At 41.0% G+C, this 19,344-nt stretch carries 12 protein-coding genes; 9 read left to right on the top strand and 3 right to left on the bottom strand.

Annotation, left to right across the window (positions count from 1 at the left end):
* Positions 1-98: 98 nt before the first annotated feature.
* The 3 genes from H4075_RS02845 (at position 99) to H4075_RS02835 (ending at position 4,256) form a co-directional block, all read left to right on the top strand.
* Positions 99-1,646 carry an SUMF1/EgtB/PvdO family nonheme iron enzyme gene (locus H4075_RS02845; protein ID WP_182803961.1) on the top strand — a complete coding sequence of 516 codons (1,548 nt, stop codon included), beginning with the start codon at positions 99-101 and terminating at the stop codon, positions 1,644-1,646.
* Positions 1,647-1,765: 119 nt separating this feature from the next.
* Complete coding sequence (locus H4075_RS02840) at positions 1,766-3,043, top strand: UDP-N-acetylmuramoyl-tripeptide--D-alanyl-D-alanine ligase (RefSeq protein WP_182803959.1); 1,278 nt, start codon at positions 1,766-1,768, stop codon at positions 3,041-3,043.
* 169 nt (positions 3,044-3,212) lie between these two features.
* Complete coding sequence (locus H4075_RS02835; protein ID WP_182803957.1) at positions 3,213-4,256, top strand: T9SS type A sorting domain-containing protein; 1,044 nt, start codon at positions 3,213-3,215, stop codon at positions 4,254-4,256.
* A gap of 39 nt (positions 4,257-4,295) precedes the next feature.
* Here the strand turns inward: H4075_RS02835 and mce are convergent, their stop codons facing one another.
* Entirely contained in the window at positions 4,296-4,697 is a 402-nt protein-coding gene (gene mce / locus H4075_RS02830; protein ID WP_182803955.1) for a methylmalonyl-CoA epimerase, read from the bottom strand.
* Positions 4,698-4,852: 155 nt separating this feature from the next.
* Here mce and H4075_RS02825 point away from each other — a divergent pair, with 155 nt between their 5' ends.
* Positions 4,853-5,185, top strand: a complete 333-nt coding sequence (locus H4075_RS02825) for a HesB/IscA family protein (protein WP_182803953.1) — start codon at positions 4,853-4,855, stop codon at positions 5,183-5,185.
* An 84-nt stretch (positions 5,186-5,269) separates the two neighbouring features.
* Here the strand turns inward: H4075_RS02825 and H4075_RS02820 are convergent, their stop codons facing one another.
* On the bottom strand, positions 5,270-8,044 hold the full coding sequence (locus H4075_RS02820) for a T9SS type A sorting domain-containing protein (protein ID WP_182803951.1): 2,775 nt from the start codon (positions 8,042-8,044) through the stop codon (positions 5,270-5,272).
* A 130-nt stretch (positions 8,045-8,174) separates the two neighbouring features.
* On the opposite strand from H4075_RS02820, the gene gldF reads away from it, so the two are divergent.
* Genes gldF through H4075_RS02795 form a run of 5 tightly spaced genes read left to right on the top strand, consistent with a single transcriptional unit; the run spans position 8,175 to position 15,061 of the window.
* Complete coding sequence (gldF, locus tag H4075_RS02815; protein ID WP_255460300.1) at positions 8,175-8,981, top strand: gliding motility-associated ABC transporter permease subunit GldF; 807 nt, start codon at positions 8,175-8,177, stop codon at positions 8,979-8,981.
* Between the two features lie 6 nt (positions 8,982-8,987).
* On the top strand, positions 8,988-10,820 hold the full coding sequence (gene gldG / locus H4075_RS02810; RefSeq protein ID WP_182803949.1) for a gliding motility-associated ABC transporter substrate-binding protein GldG: 1,833 nt from the start codon (positions 8,988-8,990) through the stop codon (positions 10,818-10,820).
* 27 nt (positions 10,821-10,847) lie between these two features.
* Positions 10,848-11,819 carry a TerC/Alx family metal homeostasis membrane protein gene (locus H4075_RS02805; protein WP_182803947.1) on the top strand — a complete coding sequence of 324 codons (972 nt, stop codon included), beginning with the start codon at positions 10,848-10,850 and terminating at the stop codon, positions 11,817-11,819.
* A 17-nt stretch (positions 11,820-11,836) separates the two neighbouring features.
* Complete coding sequence (locus H4075_RS02800; protein ID WP_182803945.1) at positions 11,837-14,296, top strand: bifunctional UDP-N-acetylmuramoyl-tripeptide:D-alanyl-D-alanine ligase/alanine racemase; 2,460 nt, start codon at positions 11,837-11,839, stop codon at positions 14,294-14,296.
* Positions 14,297-14,356: 60 nt separating this feature from the next.
* Positions 14,357-15,061 (top strand): lipoprotein signal peptidase, encoded by a 705-nt coding sequence (locus H4075_RS02795; RefSeq protein WP_182803943.1) that lies wholly within the window; start codon positions 14,357-14,359, stop codon positions 15,059-15,061.
* Between the two features lie 71 nt (positions 15,062-15,132).
* Here the strand turns inward: H4075_RS02795 and H4075_RS02790 are convergent, their stop codons facing one another.
* Positions 15,133-19,176: an RHS repeat domain-containing protein gene (locus H4075_RS02790; RefSeq protein WP_182803941.1), complete on the bottom strand. Its 4,044-nt coding sequence runs from the start codon at positions 19,174-19,176 to the stop codon at positions 15,133-15,135.
* Positions 19,177-19,344 lie beyond the last annotated feature (168 nt).

Raw genomic sequence — 19,344 nt, 5'->3', positions numbered from 1 at the left:
TCAGCTATGTTTGTCATCGGTCTTTTTAAAATTTGGGCTGACAAATCCAATACAATATTTTTGAACCTTCCTCGTTAACTATCAAAACGAACGAAAAGATGAAAAACCTTTTCCGCATTAAAAATCTAGGTATCCTATTAATTGGGGCTACACTTATTACATCTTGTAATTTATTCAAGAAGAAACCGGCAAAATCGAGTTCAACCGGCTGGACGTACAATGATCCAAACGGCAGTGGTTTCCGTGTATCAAAAGAAAAAGAGCAGAAAACAGGTCCAGGCCTCGTTTTTGTGGAAGGTGGTACTTTCACAATGGGTGCTGTGGAAGAGGACGTTATGCGTGACTGGAATAATATTCCACGCCGTGTAACGGTTGCTTCATTCTACATGGATGAAACCGAAGTTGCAAACGTTCACTATCGTGAATACCTGTTTTGGCTCGACCGTGTGTTCCAGGACACTTCAATTACCAACCATGCCTTACCTGATACATTGGTATGGAGAAGTGAGTTGGCATACAACGAACCTTACGTAGATTATTATTTCCGCCATCCATCTTACAACTTATACCCAGTTGTGGGTGTAACCTGGAAACAGGCATATGATTATTGCTTATGGCGTGGAGATCGTGTAAACGAAAACATCCTCTACGAAAAAGGTATCACGAACAAAAAGGCCGAACTGCAAAAGCAAATGCAGGGTGGTGGCCAGGATAACTTTAATACAAAAGCGTATCTTTTAGGTGAATACCAGGCAACTCCCGGAAAGAATATCAAAACTTATAAAGATCCTATCACTAAGCAGGTGCCTACAAACATCAGCTTCGAAGAGGGTATCATTTTACCTGACTACCGTCTGCCAACAGAGGCTGAGTGGGAATATGCTGCTTATGGTTTGATTGCACAAAACCCTAATCCACGTCGTAGCGAGAAGAAACGTGGTGAGGAGTTAACTGCAAACAAGCAAGTATATCCTTGGGCACAAAACGTAAATGGTTTGCGTGATTCACGTCGCAGCAGCTGGCAAGGTCAGTTCCTGGCAAACTTCAAGCGTGGTTCCGGTGATAACATGGGTGTTGCGGGTGGTTTGAATGACCGTGCTGTAATTCCTGGTCCGATCAATTCTTTCTTCCCCAACGGTTTCGGTTTATATAACATGGCCGGTAACGTAAGTGAGTGGGTAGCGGATGTGTACAGACCAATGACCCCAAGCGATGGTGACGATTTCAACTACTATCGTGGTAATAAATTTCAACGTGTTGATTTAAGCACTGGTAAAGCTGAAAGAGATTCTCTTGGCCGTATCAAATACCGTGATGAAACTGATGACGAAGTAAAGAACCGTCGTAACTATCAAAAGGGTTATGCGATTGACTACCTCGATGGTGATTCTTTAAGCAATGTTACATATGGCTACGGAAAAACAACTTTGATCAGCGATAAGAGCCGTGTGTACAAAGGTGGTAGCTGGAACGACCGTGCTTATTGGCTCAGCCCCGGTTCACGCCGTTTCCTTGAAGAAGATCAGGGAAGCTCAATGATCGGTTTCCGTTGTGCAATGACACGTTACGGCAGCCAGGAAGGTAACGGACGCAAAACCGGTAACTGGTTCGCTAAAAAGAAACAAAACAACCGTAAGAGAAATTAATCTTTTCGTTTGATGATATTTAACCCCTCCGAAAAACGGAGGGGTTTCTTTTTGTAACCAACAGAAAGAAATTCGGTTGGATAAATCTTACAAAATAATCATACTGCTATCTTTGACTTATGCGTATCGAAGAACTCTATCAACTGTTTCTCCAGCACCCATCAGTACAAACAGATACACGTAAACTGAAAGAAGCTGATCTGTTTTTTGCCTTGAAAGGCGACAACTTTAATGGCAACCAATTTGCATTGCAAGCGCTTGAAAAAGGTGCGGCTTATTCAATTGTTGATCAGGTGGTATCGGGCGCTGATGATCGTATAATAGTTGTTCAAGATGTATTAAGCACGTTACAAGAACTGTCTAAATATCATCGCCAACAATTCAAAATCCCTTTTATTGCTATTACTGGCAGCAATGGAAAAACTACAACGAAAGAGTTGATCCATGTTGTACTATCATCTCATTTTAAAACATATACAACAGAAGGCAATCTCAACAACCATATTGGCATTCCGCTTACACTTTTGAAAGTTAAAGCAGATGCAGAAATTGCCGTGATAGAGATGGGTGCAAACCATCAGAAGGAAATTGCCGGTTATTGTAAATATGCATTACCCACTCATGGACTTATTAATAATGTTGGTAAGGCGCATCTTGAAGGATTTGGTGGTATTGAAGGAGTAAAAAAAGGGAAAGGCGAATTGTATGACTATATCAGAGAAACTAAGGGAACCATTTTCATTAATAACGATTTTGACTACCTGCTGGAGATGAGCGAAGGCATTGGGCATAAAGTCAGTTATGGCACACATGATGCATTAACTACTGGCGAGCTTATCAGCAGCGAACCTTTTCTTAAGGTAAATATCAGCAGTACCCCCGAAATTGGCCTGATCAATACCCATCTAGTTGGCGATTATAACCTGCCCAATGTATTGGCCGCTGTTTGTGTTGGTCTTCATTTTAGGGTTCCGCCAAACAAGATCAAAGCAGCCATTGAATCCTACCAACCCTCCAACAGTCGTTCGCAATTGATCGAATCAGGAACAAATAAGATCATTCTGGATGCATATAATGCTAACCCCAGCAGCATGAAACTGGCCATTGAGAATTTTGCTAAACTTCCTGCTGAAAAAAAGGTGCTAATGCTGGGTGCTATGGCCGAGTTAGGCGAAGCAAGTCTTGCCGAACATCAATACATTATTGATCTCATTCAAAAGTTCAACTGGCATAAGGTGGTGCTGGTTGGGGGTGATTTCAACAAAATCTCTCATTCTTTTGAAAATTTTAAATCTTCAGCTGAAGCACGTGATTGGTTTAAAAACCAGCAGTTTACAAATACGCACCTCCTTATTAAAGGCTCCCGCAGCATGAAGATGGAAGAAATACTTTCGTGAATGCTTGCATAAGTCAGAATCATTAGTATTTTTACGGTCTTCCACCCAAGATCCTTAAGAATTATCACTTAGCGCTCAACCTATTCAGCCCCACTTATAAGTGATCCATCCCCCTGAAACGAACCGTTAACTTATTCCGTTTACGTTATTTATTAATGGTTCACTTCTCATGAAACAATTTTTACTTGCTTTCTTTTTTCTTTTTTCAGGTTTATTCTCATTAGCGCAAACATATTGGCCTCATGCACCTACACCTTATCCCAAGTGTAATACCATGCCTACCAACTGCACAAAAGTTGCCGTGCCATCTGCACCAGCCGGGGGCGATTGGAATGATCCTAATTCATGGAGTCCAATTGGTGTTCCTACTGCAGATCAGATAGTTTGCATCCCGTCAGGTAAAAAAATCAATCTTTCTGGCAATCTTGATTACTCAGCCATAAGACTACAAATTTTTGTTTGCGGAATACTTGACTTTGATTTTAGCTCTCCGGGGAAACTGAGTCTGGCAGCATGGAGCTTTATACAAATTTATTCTGGCGGGGTTATCAACGCCCGTAACGGTGACGCCGAATTAATTGAAATTGGAGGAGAAGACGTCTGGAGGCATAACAACAATGATATCAACGGTCCTTGGGTGTTATCTTACCCTTATGTAGGTGCTGGTGTTTTGTCCGTTGCCTTTAATTATTTCAAAGCAGAACAAAAGCAACCATATACCGTTCGTTTAGAGTGGGCAACACTAGTAGAAAACAATAGTTCTTCCTTCATTATTGAACGTAGCAGTGACCAAAAAACATGGATAGAAATTGGCAAACTTGCTGCCCAGGGGAACAGTAACAGCCGCAGTATTTATTCTCACCTTGATCTACAACCAGAAAACGGTTATAACTATTATCGTTTGAAACAAGTTGATATTACCGGACAGATGACATATTCGGAAACCGTTCGCTTTAATAACCAGATCAGGAAAAACCTCAGCGTGTTTCCAAATCCAGTCGGAGATGTTACTCAACTTTACGGTAAAGAATCATTTAAAGCCGGACAAACAATACAAATCATAGATGCAAAAGGAACAAGAATAAAAATGATTAACCCAACTGGCGGTAATCGTTTACAAATTAATCTCTCTGGTTACTCAGCCGGATTATATTTGCTGCAGCTAATTGAAAATGGAAAGGTAATGGAGAATCTGCAGTTCGTTAAACAGTAAAGCTTACATCCTAATATGAAAGTAGCTGCTGAAAGGCAGCTATTTTTTTTCCTGGCATAATTCAATCAATACCCCGTTTGTTGATTTTGGATGCAGGAAGCAAACCAATTTATTATCAGCTCCGTGCTTTGGCTTTTCGTTCAATAACACGAAGCCCTCTTGCTGCAAACGCTTCATTTCACTTTCAATATCATCCACACCAAATGCAATGTGATGCATCCCCTCTCCCTTTTTTTCTATGAACTTAGCGATCACCCCATCGGAGTCTGCACTTTCCAGTAATTCAATTTTCGTTTCGCCTTGTTTAAAGAAAGCTGTATTCACCTGTTCACTTTCCACCAATTCGGTTTTATAACAAACAGTATTCAACAGCTTTTCAAACAATGGAATGGACAGCGCAAGGTTTTTTACAGCGATACCTATATGCTCAACTTTATTCATGTGCTCGTTATTAATTGGCAGCAATTTACAAACCCTTATTCGTTCATTATAAAGAAACCCAGCTTACCCTGTTTTGCAATTTGACTAACTTTGCAGACAAGACGGCAGCCAACTGGCATTGGCCCGTCAATTGCTCATCTTTTAAAAACAAGACGATGATTTTTGTAACCGATAAAGCAAAAGAAAAAGTGGCAAACCTGATGCAACAGGCAAATGTAACCGGCGACAATTCATATTTCCTCCGTGTAAGCGTAGTTGGCGGTGGTTGCAGCGGACTTAGTTATAAGCTTGATTTTGATAATGAATCGAAACCCAACGACCAGGTATTTGAAGATAACGGCGTAAAAGTGGTGACGGATATGAAAAGCTTCCTTTACCTCTATAACACCACCTTGGATTTCAGTGACGGCCTTAATGGCAAAGGCTTTCACTTCAACAATCCTAACGCAAGCCGCACCTGTGGCTGTGGGGAAAGTTTTGCGGTTTAGTCACTATGATTAGATCAAGAAGAATGGATTTAAAAATAAAAGCCCCTCTTTTGGAGGGGCTTTTCAGCAGTTGGTTTCGGGTCTTTATTGTTTAATAAAGCTTTTTGTGGAAAGCCCGTTCTTTCCTGAGATACGGAGATAATATATTCCCGCTTGCAAGTGAGATATATCGATTATGTTATTAAAATGTATGGTTTGGATGTGTTGCAACACCCGACCGGATATATTGACAAGTTCAATTTGGGAAATGCTGCTTGGCTCGGCAAAGCTGGTAATAATTTTTTCTGAAGCCGGGTTGGGGCTGATCCTGATTTGCTGCTCACGCCCAAACCAAACCTTAATGGTATGTGATACTTTTTCCTTACCAAGTTTGTCGAATGCCCTCAAACGATAATAGTTCCAGCCATTTAAGGGCTGCTTATCCTCTTCGGTATACGCAGCAGTAAAGAGAATTATTTTGGCTGGAACTATTTTCAAGGTTTCAAAGTGTGCCCCGTCGTTGCTCCGTTCCAATATAAATTCTTCCTGCTCATCATTGTTAATAACCATCCAATCAATAGCGACATCCATTTTTCGTGTCCTGGCACTAAAACCTGAAACATCAAGCGGAAGAAGGTTTTCGAGAAAATCCGTGCTAGCCGGGGAGAATGGGCTAAAGGCGGAAACATTGTTCCATGTAACGGTTCCTTCGGTTGTATTTCCTGTGAATGCATCTGCCCCAAAAGCATCCCATTCATTTGCAGTTTCATTGAAATGAGCAATTGCCAGGTCAGGCAAACTTGAAACATAAGAAACATTGCAGTTACTTCTTGTATTCCACGAAAGAGTAACATTTACAATAGAATTGCCATTTGTACGAACAAGTTTCCAATACTCACACCTGCTGACCCTGGTAAGACCTGCACTTTTCATTGCAGCACTGATAGGGCCCAATGCGGTTGCACTGCCCACTATGAACTCAGCTGTAAACGCATCTGAAATTTGTGCCGGAGCAGAAATGCCGATCAAGCGGAATCCACCACCTGTGGGGCCAGCCACCTCAGGTTTGCCAACCGGGAACACAAATGCACTGCTCCCGATTTTTTTCAGCGGCCCGTTAACAAACGACAAAGCGTTACCACCCGCAGGACATGTGGCTGCAGCTTCTAAGGTTAACAGGTTTGCTGAGGATGTTGAAACGAGCCCATTGGTTAACGTCAGGGTCCCGTAAATTGTGGATGGACCATTCAATGTCTTTTCTCCACCACCACTGATGATTACATTTTGGTAATCGTTTCTTGCGGAAAAAACCTGGGCTGAAGCTCTTGAATACTCAATTGTACTTCCTGAACTTAGAATGATGTTCTCAACATCAGCACGAATAGAAGTTGAAGTAATACCTGCACCACCGCTAAAACCATGTGCATCTCCACATACGAACGTTGCGCCGCTTTCAACTATTACTGTTTGAGTTCCCGTTTGCCCGGTAATGGATTCATCGTTTATTGTAAATGCTGCCCCGCCTTTAATTGTAAAAGTTCCACCAGCGTTAAGATTGATGTTTGCATTTGAATTTGCGACATAGGGACTGTTGATTTCAATGCTATGATAAAAAATACTTGAAGAACCTCGTATGGTTTGATTGGTTGATGGAGTACCTCCAAAAAATTCAATCACTCCACCCGTTAAATTATATGCTCCCCGAATATCGGGTTTGGTTCCTGTACCTGCCAGTCTGAAACGACCACCATCCATCGAGAGATTGGTAGTGAGATCACCAAATGTAAAATTTAGCGTTTCCAAAACTGCATTCTCCGTGATATAAACTGTTCCTGCAGGAGAACAGCTGCTGCTTAAAAATTTACTTCCGCTTCCTGAAAATGTGATGTTTTTATAATCAGATCTTGCGTTGAAAATTTGGTTTCCCAGCAAAGCATATTCAATTGTGCAACCCGGATTTAGAACCGGCGTAATACCCGGAATTGCGGCATTTGTGCCCGTAAACCCCTCAACATCTTTCGTAACAAATTTCCCATCGATAACCACACTGCCTCCGGTGTTTTGCAGTAATTGACTTTCTCCACCGTTATCAAAAATTGCTGTTGAACCAATTGTAAATGCCCCACTTAAATTAAGGTCATTTGTTCCATTCATTACAACTTTCCTGGTACCATTAATGGTTACGTTCCTTAACGAGATATTTCCAGATTGAGGAATAGCTACCGTTCCACCTGTTGTGCCGGTAACAATAAGATCGCTGGTATTTGTTCCTGTTAAAAAACCGGCTGTACGAACTAATGATGCGCCATTTAATGTTAACGAACCGCCAGCTCCAATATTCAAAGTTCCTACTGTTAGTGTAAGTACCCCACTTACTGATACATTGGAACCAGCCATTGTAACAGTCCCGGAAGGCTTATTGATTTCCACGTCTTCCAAAATAGTCCATACTGTAAACCCAATCATCGCTTGGTTACCCGACCCCGAAATAATTAACTTCCCTCCGGCAGCCCAAGGGGAGAAATAATTAGATGCTGAATTGTTAAGTGTAATTGTTCCTTTTACATTCAAAACTCCGGCCGCAGTAAATCCGAGTCTGCCGGTGTTTCCGCCGCTGGAAACATTCAAATCGTTACATACAGAAACTGTATTATCAACAATAATTGTATGTGCGTTTTGAATAAAAACGGCTGTTGCTGAAGTTGGTAATTGCCCCGGTGTCGCAGCTGCCCATGATGTACCGTTATAAACATTCCATGAATTAAAATCGCTCCAGTTGCCTGATGCATTTCTACTTTGAAAATCGCCTGTAACCTGTGCATGGGTGCTTAAATAGATGAAACAGGATACCAGTGTTAGTGATAAAGTTGGCTGAGTCATACCTTGGTGATTTTATAGCTAGCTTCTTAGAGGTAGGTAGTGACGGCCTTTCAAAGGAAATCTTAAGATAATAGTTAATATTTAAAAATCACAACAATGTCCGACCGTTTTCCTTACAGACTTTACAAGTGTGCGTCTTGCACTCACAACTGTTCCGCTTCATTTGAAACCGGATTCTGCAAGAGCTGTTTATTTCCTTTATTTTTGCTGCTCTATGTGGGCCATTTGCAAAAAAGAATTCCGTCAGTTTTTCAGCAATCTCACGGGATACATCACCATCATTCTTTTTCTTTTGCTGAACGGGTTGTTCCTGTTTGTGTTTTCCAGTTTCAACATTCTTGATTACGGATATGCCACACTGGAAAACTTCTTCAACCTCTCTCCTTACATATTATTGCTGTTGATCCCCGCAGTTACCATGCGCCTTTTCCCCGATGAGTGGAGAGCAGGCACAATGGAAATTTTGTTTACACGTCCGTTAACCACCCGCCAAATAGTTCTTGGGAAATACATTGCATCATTGCTGGTAGTGTTAATTGCATTACTTCCAACACTTACTTATCTCATCACCATCAATGCCATGAGTGCCGACGGCACTTCACTTGATTTAGGCGGCATCATCGGCTCCTATATTGGTCTTTTGTTTTTGTGTGCTGCGTTTACTGCCATTGGCATTTGTTGTAGCAGTTTCACAGGCAACCCTGTGGTTGCTTTTTTATTGAGTGCATTCTTCTGTTTTGTGTTATATAGTGGCTTTACAGCATTGAGTAAACTCGCTGGTACAGGCTTCGATTATGTAGTTGAAATGCTGGGTATGGAATTTCATTACCGCAGTTTATCAAAAGGTGTGATCGATAGCCGTGATGTGATCTACTTTTTAAGTATTACCCTGTTCACCCTTTTCATCACCACCCAGCGTATCGGCAGGAAAAAATAAGCACCCATGAAAAAACTATTTTCCACGAAATACGGTTGGTTCATATTACTGGCAGCATTGGTGCTGATCAATGTATTATCCGCCTCACTTCGTTTGCGTTGGGATCTTACAAGTGAAGAACGTTATTCACTATCACCCCAAACAAAAGCGTTATTAAAAAATATTGATACAACAATTACAGTTGATGTATTCCTGAAAGGTGATTTCCGTTCATCGTTCCGCAAACTCCGCAACAGCACCAATGATCTGCTGAATGAAATGAGAGAATACAGCGGCAGCCGTTTGCAGATAAACTATAAATCGGTTGATGAAATGTTTACCGATGAAGCAAAGAATTTCATGTTGGGCGAAGTGATCAACGAACTGCGGATGAATGGGGTGAATGTTGACAGTATCAAACAAACTAATCCAAATTTCGAAAACGAAGTTATTCAGCAAATGATGAGCGACTCATTAAAGAGTCTCGGCATCTTACCTTATACCTTGGAAGTACAGGAAAAGGAAGAGGCCACAACACAACGGGTCATTTATCCTTCGGCACTTGTAAAAAGAGGAAACAAAGTTATTTCAGTTGATCTGCTCAGCGGAAAAACAGAATACAGCCGTGATCCGCTAACCGGCAGCTTGGTTACTGATGAAGCAAAAAGTATCAGCAACGCTGAAGCATTGCTTGAATTTAAGTTTGCAGACGCCATTGAAAAAATTCAACGTAAACAAAAACCACTCATTGGTTATTTAACCGGTAACGGACAACCTATGGGACCGGAAACATTTGACCTTGTACAAACATTAGATGCTAACTATCTCTTTCAGCTTGTTGACCTCAATAAAACGAATGTTATTCCAAAAGAGTTTGCTGCGGTGATGATCGTAAAACCATCCATTGGTTTTACTGATTCAACCAAGATGAAGATCGATCAGTACATTATGCAAGGTGGCAAAGTGTTGTGGTTTTTGGATATGCTGCATGCAGAAAAAGACAGTCTGGCAATTGTTGCACAAACGCTTGCTTATGATCGAGGTTTAAATCTTGATGACTTGTTGTTCAAATATGGTGTGCGCATCAACCGTGATCTGTTACAGGATCAGCAATGCGATTTGAGTAAGCTGGTGGTAGGTAACGCCGGGGGGCAGCCGCAGTTGGCAGATGTGCCTTTCAATTATTATCCCTTGCTTAATGCAACAGGTAATCATCCCATCACAAAAAATCTTGAACCGGTATTGAGCCTGTTTACCAATACGCTTGACACAGTTAAAGCAGAAGGCATTACTAAAAATATTCTGCTTACTTCCAGCGAAAATGCAAAGTTTGTAAGCACCCCCGCAATTATCAGCTTGCAGGAATTACAAACAATTCAGGACGTAAATCTTTACACGAAAAAGAATTTGCCTGTTGCTGTTTTTCTCGAAGGGCAATTCAATAGCTTTTACGGTAATCGTGCATCAGCAGAAATGCGTCAGTTCTTTACGAAGGAATATGGTTCGTTTAAAACAAAACCAGATGAACCCACACAACAATTAATCATAGGAGATGGCGATGTTGTGCTGAACAGTTTTACAAAGCAGGAACCTTTTCCCATGGGTTACAGTCGTGTGCAGGAACGTAGTTTTGCCAACAAAACATTTCTGCAAAACACATTGGAATATATGACGGGCAATGCAGGCATTGTGGCATTGCGTAATAAAGATGTACCATTGCGTTTACTGAATCCGCAAAAAGTGAGTGATCAACGGTTGCAATGGCAGCTCATCAATATTGCAGTGCCGGTATTACTGGTATTGCTGATTGGTTTTGGTTACATGCAATGGCGCAAACGTACTTACAGTAAAAAAGCTTAATCAATTTTCATTTTTGAATTAATAATAATGAACCCCACTCAAATCACTTATCTCGTTTTTGGCATTGTACTCATTCTTGCTATTGTGTTTGACCTTGGCCTTTTGAGTAAAAAATCGGCACATCTTACAACGAAGCAGGCACTGAAGCAAACTGTTTTCTGGGTGATACTCGGACTCGGCTTTGGTGCTTTCATGTGGTATGAAGATGGCAAGCAGGCAGCATTAGAATATGTGAGTGCCTACCTGATGGAATGGAGTTTGAGTATTGATAATATTTTTGTGTTTGTTCTCATCTTCAGTTTTTTTAAAGTAAAGGAACCTTACATCCCACGTGTTTTATTGATTGGTGTGTTGATGGCAATCGTATTCCGTGTAATTTTTATTACACTTGGTGTTGAACTGGTGAACCGTTTTCACTGGATACTCTACATTTTCGGCGTATTTCTGATATACACCGGTTTCAAAATGTTTACTACCAATCAGGAGGAAGAATATGATCCAAGAGAAAGCAAAGTGTATCTGTTCCTCAAAAAGTTTTTACCCATCACCATGGATGATGGAGATGGCAAGTATGTAGTGAAACAACATGGCAAACCGGTTTATACCGCTTTGTTTGTGGTAGTGGTGATGCTTGCTACAACCGATATTGTTTTTGCATTGGATTCTATCCCGGCAGTTATGGGTATTGTTGATCGCAAGAGCGAGCATGCTTCACTGGTTATCTATACATCAAATGTATTTGCCGTGTTAGGTTTGCGTTCGCTTTTCTTTCTGTTAAGAGGTGCAGTTAGCAAATTTGATTTCCTGCAACAGGGCATTGCTATTGTACTTGTATTTATTGGTTTAAAAATGTTGGGAGAAGAATTGATTGGAACTGTGGTTGATAGAACTTCGCAGGTAATTATTTCGTTAGTTGTGATCGTAGCTTGTATCAGCGGTTCTATTTTTTACTCCATGTATCACAAGAAAAAAAATGCACCGCCTGATCTGAAAGATTAGTTTGCAATTTCACTCTTATGTCACATTACAACATTGATCGTATTGCAGCGGTTCTGCAGGCTTCTTATTTGCAAAAAGCAGATACGACAGGTTATGTTGAACATCTACTGATCGATAGCAGGCGCATTATTCTTCCTGCAACAGCTTTATTCTTTGCTTTAAAAACTGCACGGAGAGATGGGCATGACTTCATCACCGAAACATATAACAAAGGTGTTCGCCATTTCATTGTTCAGCAACAGGTTGATATAAAAGTATTGCCCGGTGCCAATGTATTGTTGGTGCCGGATACATTAAAAGCGTTGCAGCAACTCGCTTCTTACCACCGTCAACAGTTTTCTATTCCTGTCATTGGTATTACAGGAAGCAATGGTAAAACAATTGTAAAAGATTGGCTGTATCAATTATTAAGCGATCATTACAATATCATCCGCAGCCCCAAGAGTTATAACTCGCAGGTTGGCGTTCCGTTAAGTGTTTGGCAATTGCAGCCGCAGCACACGCTGGCTATTTTTGAAGCAGGCATTTCACAACAAGGCGAAATGGATGCACTGCAGCAAATCATTCAACCAACAATTGGTGTACTCACCAATATCAGCGAAGTACACGCTGATGGTTTTAGTGATGCCCAGGAAAAACTGGTTGAAAAGCAAAAATTATTTGCCGGTACAACTGCTGTTATCTGTTCACCCGAAAAATTATTACCGCTTTCATTTCGGCAAGAACATATTTTCAGTTGGGGTGAACAGAAAGAAAATAAAGTTGTCATCACCCGCATTAATAAAAAATTAGCTGAGACTACAATTGATTTTACAAGTTGGGAGTTATCAGAAAGTATTACTATTCCTTTCATAGATGATGCATCTGTTGAAAACGTCCTCACCTGTTTATCAGTTTGCCTTTACCTGAAAGTTCCTTTTTCGGAGATAAAAGAAAAATTCAATCAATTACGTGCTGTAAGCTTACGCCTTGAGTTGAAAAGTGGCTTGCACAATACAACCATCATCAACGATAGTTATAGTGCCGACCTGAGTTCACTCGCCATTGCATTGAATATGTTGCAGCAACAAGGCCAACATACCAAACGCAGCATTATTCTTTCCGATTTTCAATTAACTGAAGAACAGGAAACAGAAACATATACTTCCATAGCTGCATTGCTGCACCATCACAACATTAACCGACTGATCACTGTTGGTAAAAAAACAAAACAATTGCTGGCACCACTTGTGGCAGGAGATATTGAAGTACAAAGTTTTTCATCAACCGCAGAGCTTGCAGAACAATTACCTGCCCTTGGTTTTCAAAATGAAACCATTCTCATTAAAGGAGCACGTGTGTTTGAACTTGATCGTATTGCACAATTGCTTGAACAGAAAACACACCAAACAGTTTTAGAGATCAATCTAAGTGCTATTGTAAGAAATATCAGGGCACATCAGCAATTGCTAAAGCCCTCAACAATGATCATGGCCATGGTAAAAGCATTTTCATATGGCAGTGGAAGCTACGAAATTGCAAATCTTCTGCAGTTCATGAAAGCAGATTATCTTGCTGTTGCTTTTACAGATGAAGGCGTGGCCTTGCGCAAAGCCGGTATTACATTACCCATCATGGTCATGAATCCGGAGCCCATTACGTTTGATTCATTGATCGATCATAATCTTGAACCGGAGTTATTTTCGTTTTCTATTCTTCATGCATTTGAATCATTTCTTGAAAAAGAAGGGATCAGCAGTTACCCTGTGCATTTAAAAATTGATACAGGTATGCATCGTCTTGGTTTTATGCAACACGAATTGCCTGCGCTTGCTGATGTTTTGAAGAAAAACAGTTTTACTGTTCAATCTGTATTCAGTCATCTTGCTGCAAGCGAAGATCCTGCTGAAGATGCGTTTACATTAGAACAATCGAAACGTTTTGAAGAAGCCTGTGCATTTCTTCAGTCAACACTTGATTATACATTCATCCGTCATTTAGATAATTCACACGGCACTATCCGTCACCCGCAATTGCAATACGACATGGTGCGTCTGGGCATTGGAATGTATGGCGTTAGTTCTGCAAAAGGCAAACTGCAATTAGAAGAAGCATTGCAATTGAAAACAACCATCGCACAAATAAAACAGTTACATCCCGGCGATACAGTTGGGTATAATCGCCGAGGCATCATTACTCAACCTTCAACTGTTGCCACCGTTCGCATTGGTTATGCCGATGGCTATCCCCGCAACCTCAGTAATGGTAAAGGCCACATGTTTGTGAATGGCAAACCAGCACCCGTGATCGGCACGGTTTGTATGGATATGACCATGCTCGATATTACCGGCATTGCTGATGTGCGTGAGGGAGATGAAGTGATTGTATTCGGCCCCGAATTTTCTGTTGTGGAAGTTGCTAAACAAAGCCAAACCATTGCTTATGAATTGATGACGGGTATCAGTCAACGGGTAAAAAGGGTTTACTTCGAAGAATAAGTTAATGGCTCAGCTCCTTACCCCCAACTCCCTATCTTTGTCACCTAAAAATTTGAATTCGTGAAACTTCGTTACGTTATATTCATTATTCTCATTATTCTGTTTGCTGATCAGGGTTTAAAGATCTGGATCAAAACAACCATGGAATACCAGGATGAAAAATTTATTCTTGGTCGCTGGTTCCGCTTGTACTTTATTGAAAATGCGGGTATGGCTTACGGTTGGAAACTGGGCAACAGCGAATGGGCAAAAATGGCGCTCACGCTCTTCCGTTTAGGCGCTGTTATTTTCGGCACCTGGTACCTCGTAAAAATTGTAAAAGAAAAATACCACAGAGGTTTTATCATTTGTGCTGCGTTGATCTATGCCGGTGCGCTTGGCAACCTCATCGATAGTTTGTTCTACGGAATGATCTTCGATAAAGGCATGATCTATAATGCCGCTGCAGATACTTACTTTGGTTATGATGGGTTAGCAAAAGCAACAGGTAAGGGTTATTCATCTTTTCTTCATGGTCATGTGGTAGATATGTTGTACTTCCCCATTATTGAGAACAAGATGATGCCAAGCTGGGTACCAGTTTGGGGCGGCAAACCATTTACGTTCTTCCAGGCTATTTTTAATATTGCTGATGCTGCTATCTCGACAGGCGTAATCACTATCTTAGTTTTTCAAAAACGTTTTTTTAAGCATCACAAAACGGAAGAAACAAATACGACAGTTGAAACAAATACAGAAGTAAGCGATGATGCACAAGTGATGTGATCATTCACGGTCGTCACAAACGAAGTGTATAATTAAATAAAAAAAGCCTCGCAAATTGCGAGGCTTTTCTATTATTGTTTCTGAATGATCTTATGAACAGAACCAGATGGCGATACAACCCGTAAAAGATACGATCCTCTTGCAAGTATTTGCGGCACATTGAATGAAACTCCATTTGCACCTTTGTTCACCGTTATTTTTTTGTTCACAATGGGATGACCTAATGCATCTGTTAATTGCAGCTCAACTGTTTCGTTACGGAAAGCCGTTAACTGGAAGTTGACTGTACTGATAAACGGATTTACAAGATTCGTGATCTCGAATTTTTGTTGTGGATTTAATGTAACCGAAAGAGTATTGCTGTATTTGTTGCTTTCTGTAGCAAAGCTTACCATTTTCAAACGATAATATACTTTACCTGATACAGCAACAGGATCATTGAACAAATAAGATGTTTCGCTACGATTGATGCCCTTTGCATTTACAAAACCAATGAAGCTAAAATGTACACCATCGTTGCTGCGTTCAACTTCATATCCTTTCAGACTTTCATCTTTTGTTTTCCATGTGAGAACACTCTTGTCGCCATTTAATTCAACATTGAACTTAAGCAGCTCAGCCGGCAATACTGCACAACCAGAACTTGCAAGGTTGATGACAATTGTCTCATCGGTATTAAACACCGCACATGAGTTAGACAAACCACTTGCAGTTGTTGCTACTCTGATGCGGTAACGATGACCTGCAGTTGAAGTTGTTGCCAACAAAGACGGATATGATACTGTATCTCTATAACCATTGCCCATGCTTGTATAACTAAACGATTGTGCACCTGTTACAGCGGGCGCTGGTCCCCATGTATTACCACCATCAGTGCTTCTTTCCCACTCGTAGTACTGATACATGTTGTAATAAGATTCGACAAACACCCGCATGTCAACCTGCCCGTTCTCACAAAATGTCTGACTTGCATTTGGTGTCATTTGTAAAGTTGGCGAACAGGTTTTGAATGAGATATCATCAATGGCCCAATCGTTACCACCGGCACCCGGTGCATTGTTTCTTAAGCTGAGAGAAAAAGAAGTTGTTGTGGCATCTGTTTTATATACAAACGCACGCTTCACCCAATTGTTTAATCCATCAGATGCAGACTGTGTACCTCCTAAACCTTGGTACTGAATATCGCCTGTTGAATAATAATCGAGATTATTTACTTTAATAGCAATGTTTGGTTTTACACCAGAGGAGTCACCTGTTCCTGTTGGTATGTAAATTCCATCGCCGCCACCGTAGAAGGATCCTGTGCCATCATAATCAGCTCCACATTTATAACATACATTTTTAAACCATGCTGAAACCTCGTAATAGGTTTCAGGACATGCATTAGCAACATTAAATTCAAAAGCTGTACTTGTACGATATGATGAGTTAACCACCATCATGTAACCGCAAGGATTTGTTGCACTCACAGGCAATGAACTGTTACATGGTGGGTTGCCTACATTTTCATCTGCTGCTCCGGTATGGTCACCACTGATATCCCACACATTAAACACACGTGCAGCGTTTGGTTTGGCAAGGGTATTCGTTACAGTGGTTCCTGCTGCCGCAGTATTATTTGTTATGCCATAAAAATTATCCTGAGGTGAGCCTGAGGTAAAATTGACAAACGTATACGTGGTATTCGCCGAAGCATTTCTGTTTGTTTGGCCAGTACCAGTTGCTATACCAAACGTCCCATTGAATTCATCACCAATTACATTGGTGGCTGATACAGCATTTGGACAAACAGTAGGACTTGCATAAACGATCAGACTATCTCTCGGAAAAACAACTTCAGTAAATAAGCCTGTGTTTTGATTTCGATAACGGAACGACCCTCCTCCGAAATTGATACGTGTTCCTTCTACACCTGTTACCTGTACACGATATGTTGCCATTACGAGATGCCGGCCGCTTCCCCTTGGCAACGTGGTTGTAGCAACTGCAGTTCCGCCTCTTGAAGAAGTAGGACTTACCCCCATAAAAATTCTGATATTAGCATCAGTACCTGCACCTGTACCTGTTGCGTGAGCAGCATCATCTCCAGTTGCATCCGAATAGGCCGATGAACCAATCGGATAGATTTTACCTTCGTTTGTACGCAAAGCTACAGTACCAGATTGATAGGTGAGTCCTGCCCCTGCCTTTAATGTATCTTGAAATGATAAGCTATCAATGGTTCCTGAACTTAAATATAAAGTAGAACGGATTTCCAACACATCGCCCACATCAATACTTCCACCACCATTATTCTTCGTTACGTTAATATAGCTTTTTGAAGTTTCAAGAGTAATTGCTGCAGGGCTTGGATCCTGAACACACAGAGCAAATGTCCACGTACTTGCGGGTGTTCCAGATTGATTATAGAAGACTCTGATATAGTATGTTTGGCCAACTGTTAATCCCATACCACTATTAAGAGAGCTTGTGGTTATAGTACTTGATCCTGTACTTGTAAGCAAAGTACACGACAAAGAAGTATATGCATTAGCACAAAGTGAAGAGGCTGATAGTAATTGAACAATCGCCCTGTTACCACTAGCACCACCACCACTTGCAGCAGGAATACCAATGTTATTAAAAACGATACTTGGATAAGCTGTTTGTGCAACAAAACTATACCATACATCCGCAGCGCTTGAGTTATTGCCACATGAGCTGGTGATTTGCCCGGCTGTTGATGCTGTTGCATTAAACAATGTACCTGAAATCGAATTACAGACCGTGCTACTTGTGATAGACATCGGAGATGAACAGTTATCATTTATAGGCGTAGTAGAGCTTACTACACAAATACTAAACCCTGTATTGGAACCTGATGTTGCAGATGGGTCGGTATTATTATTTGAAACTCTTACATAGTAGTTTGTACCGATTGTTAAAGCCGCCTGAGTTAACGATGTGCCAGTGGCACAGCTGATCGACGTTAAGGAGCCACACGCCGCACTGTACAATTGAATACGTGGAGCAGTGATCGCACTTCCAACATTACTTAAGGAGATTGTATGAGTAACAGCTGTAGCTGTAAAACTATACCACACATCGTAGTTAGTACCCGTTGCACAACCTACAGTTGGAGTACTTACGGTTGACATATCAAGACTGCCTGTAGTATTGGTACATGTTGAAGTACTTGCTGCTGTTAAACTTACAGCTCCGGTACAATCATCATTTGCAGGAGGATTTTGTACACAAATATTAAATGTCCATGCAGTTGACGGAATTACTGTTGGTGTGGCTGTTGTGTAGATACGGACATAGTAAAACGTTCCAGCGGTAAGGCCGTTTACTTTTAAACGGTTCGCAGCAGTACCACAACCTAAAGAGGTGTAAGTACCACAATATCCACTCAGTACTTGTATATATGTATTTGAAGTTGTAAGAGATGCCCCTAGGCTGCTCAAACTAACCGCATGTGTTGTTGCCGTAGCCTGGAAACGATACCATACATCGTATAATGTGCCGGTACCGCAAGTAGTGGTCACACCTGAGCTTGCAGTCGAATAAAACAAATTCCCTGTGGTTGACGTACAGGAAATGGACGATGTCAATAAAGTTGAATTAGCACACTCATCATTTGCTGGTGGCGCAACCGGATGTGTAATACAAATATCGGCCCTGTAATTACCTGTTCCGCCGAATGCACCATACTGAGATATTCTTATATAATAAACTGCTCCAACAGTTAAACTTGTTTGTGTTAATGATGTATGAGGTGATGAAGAGCATGCTACGGATGTCAATGATCCACAAGCACCACTATACAATTGAATTCTTGGTGCAGTGATCCTTGTTCCGATATTACTTAATGTAATAGTATGTGATGTAGATACTGCTGTGAATGAGTACCAGAAATCATTGTATGTACCGGCTGCTGCACATCCCAACGGTATGCCTGAGCTTTCTGTAGCGCTGCTTAAATTAATGTTGGTGTTATTACAGCCTGTTGAAGAGGTAAGTGTTACGGCTGTTGAACATTCATTTTGAGCAAATATTTGAACAAAGGGAATCGCAATAAATAAACAAACGAATGTAGCAAGTCGAAGCGGCTTTGGGTACATTAACGGTTTCATGGTGATTTTGGATCTTAGGATAATGGTAAACCATTACAAAAATGGTTGATTTATATTACCCCACCTATAGCAAAACCTCCTAATAATACCGTAAAAACACGTAATGGTTTACCCCACCAACCTAATTGGCCGGGTAAACCATAATATAAAAGATTTTCGTTGTGAAAT

The sequence above is a fragment of the Lacibacter sediminis genome (assembly GCF_014168535.1).
In the GTDB taxonomy this organism is placed as follows: domain Bacteria; phylum Bacteroidota; class Bacteroidia; order Chitinophagales; family Chitinophagaceae; genus Lacibacter; species Lacibacter sediminis.
Note: the sequence above shows the minus strand (reverse complement) of the source record. Positions and strands in the feature narration are given on the sequence as shown.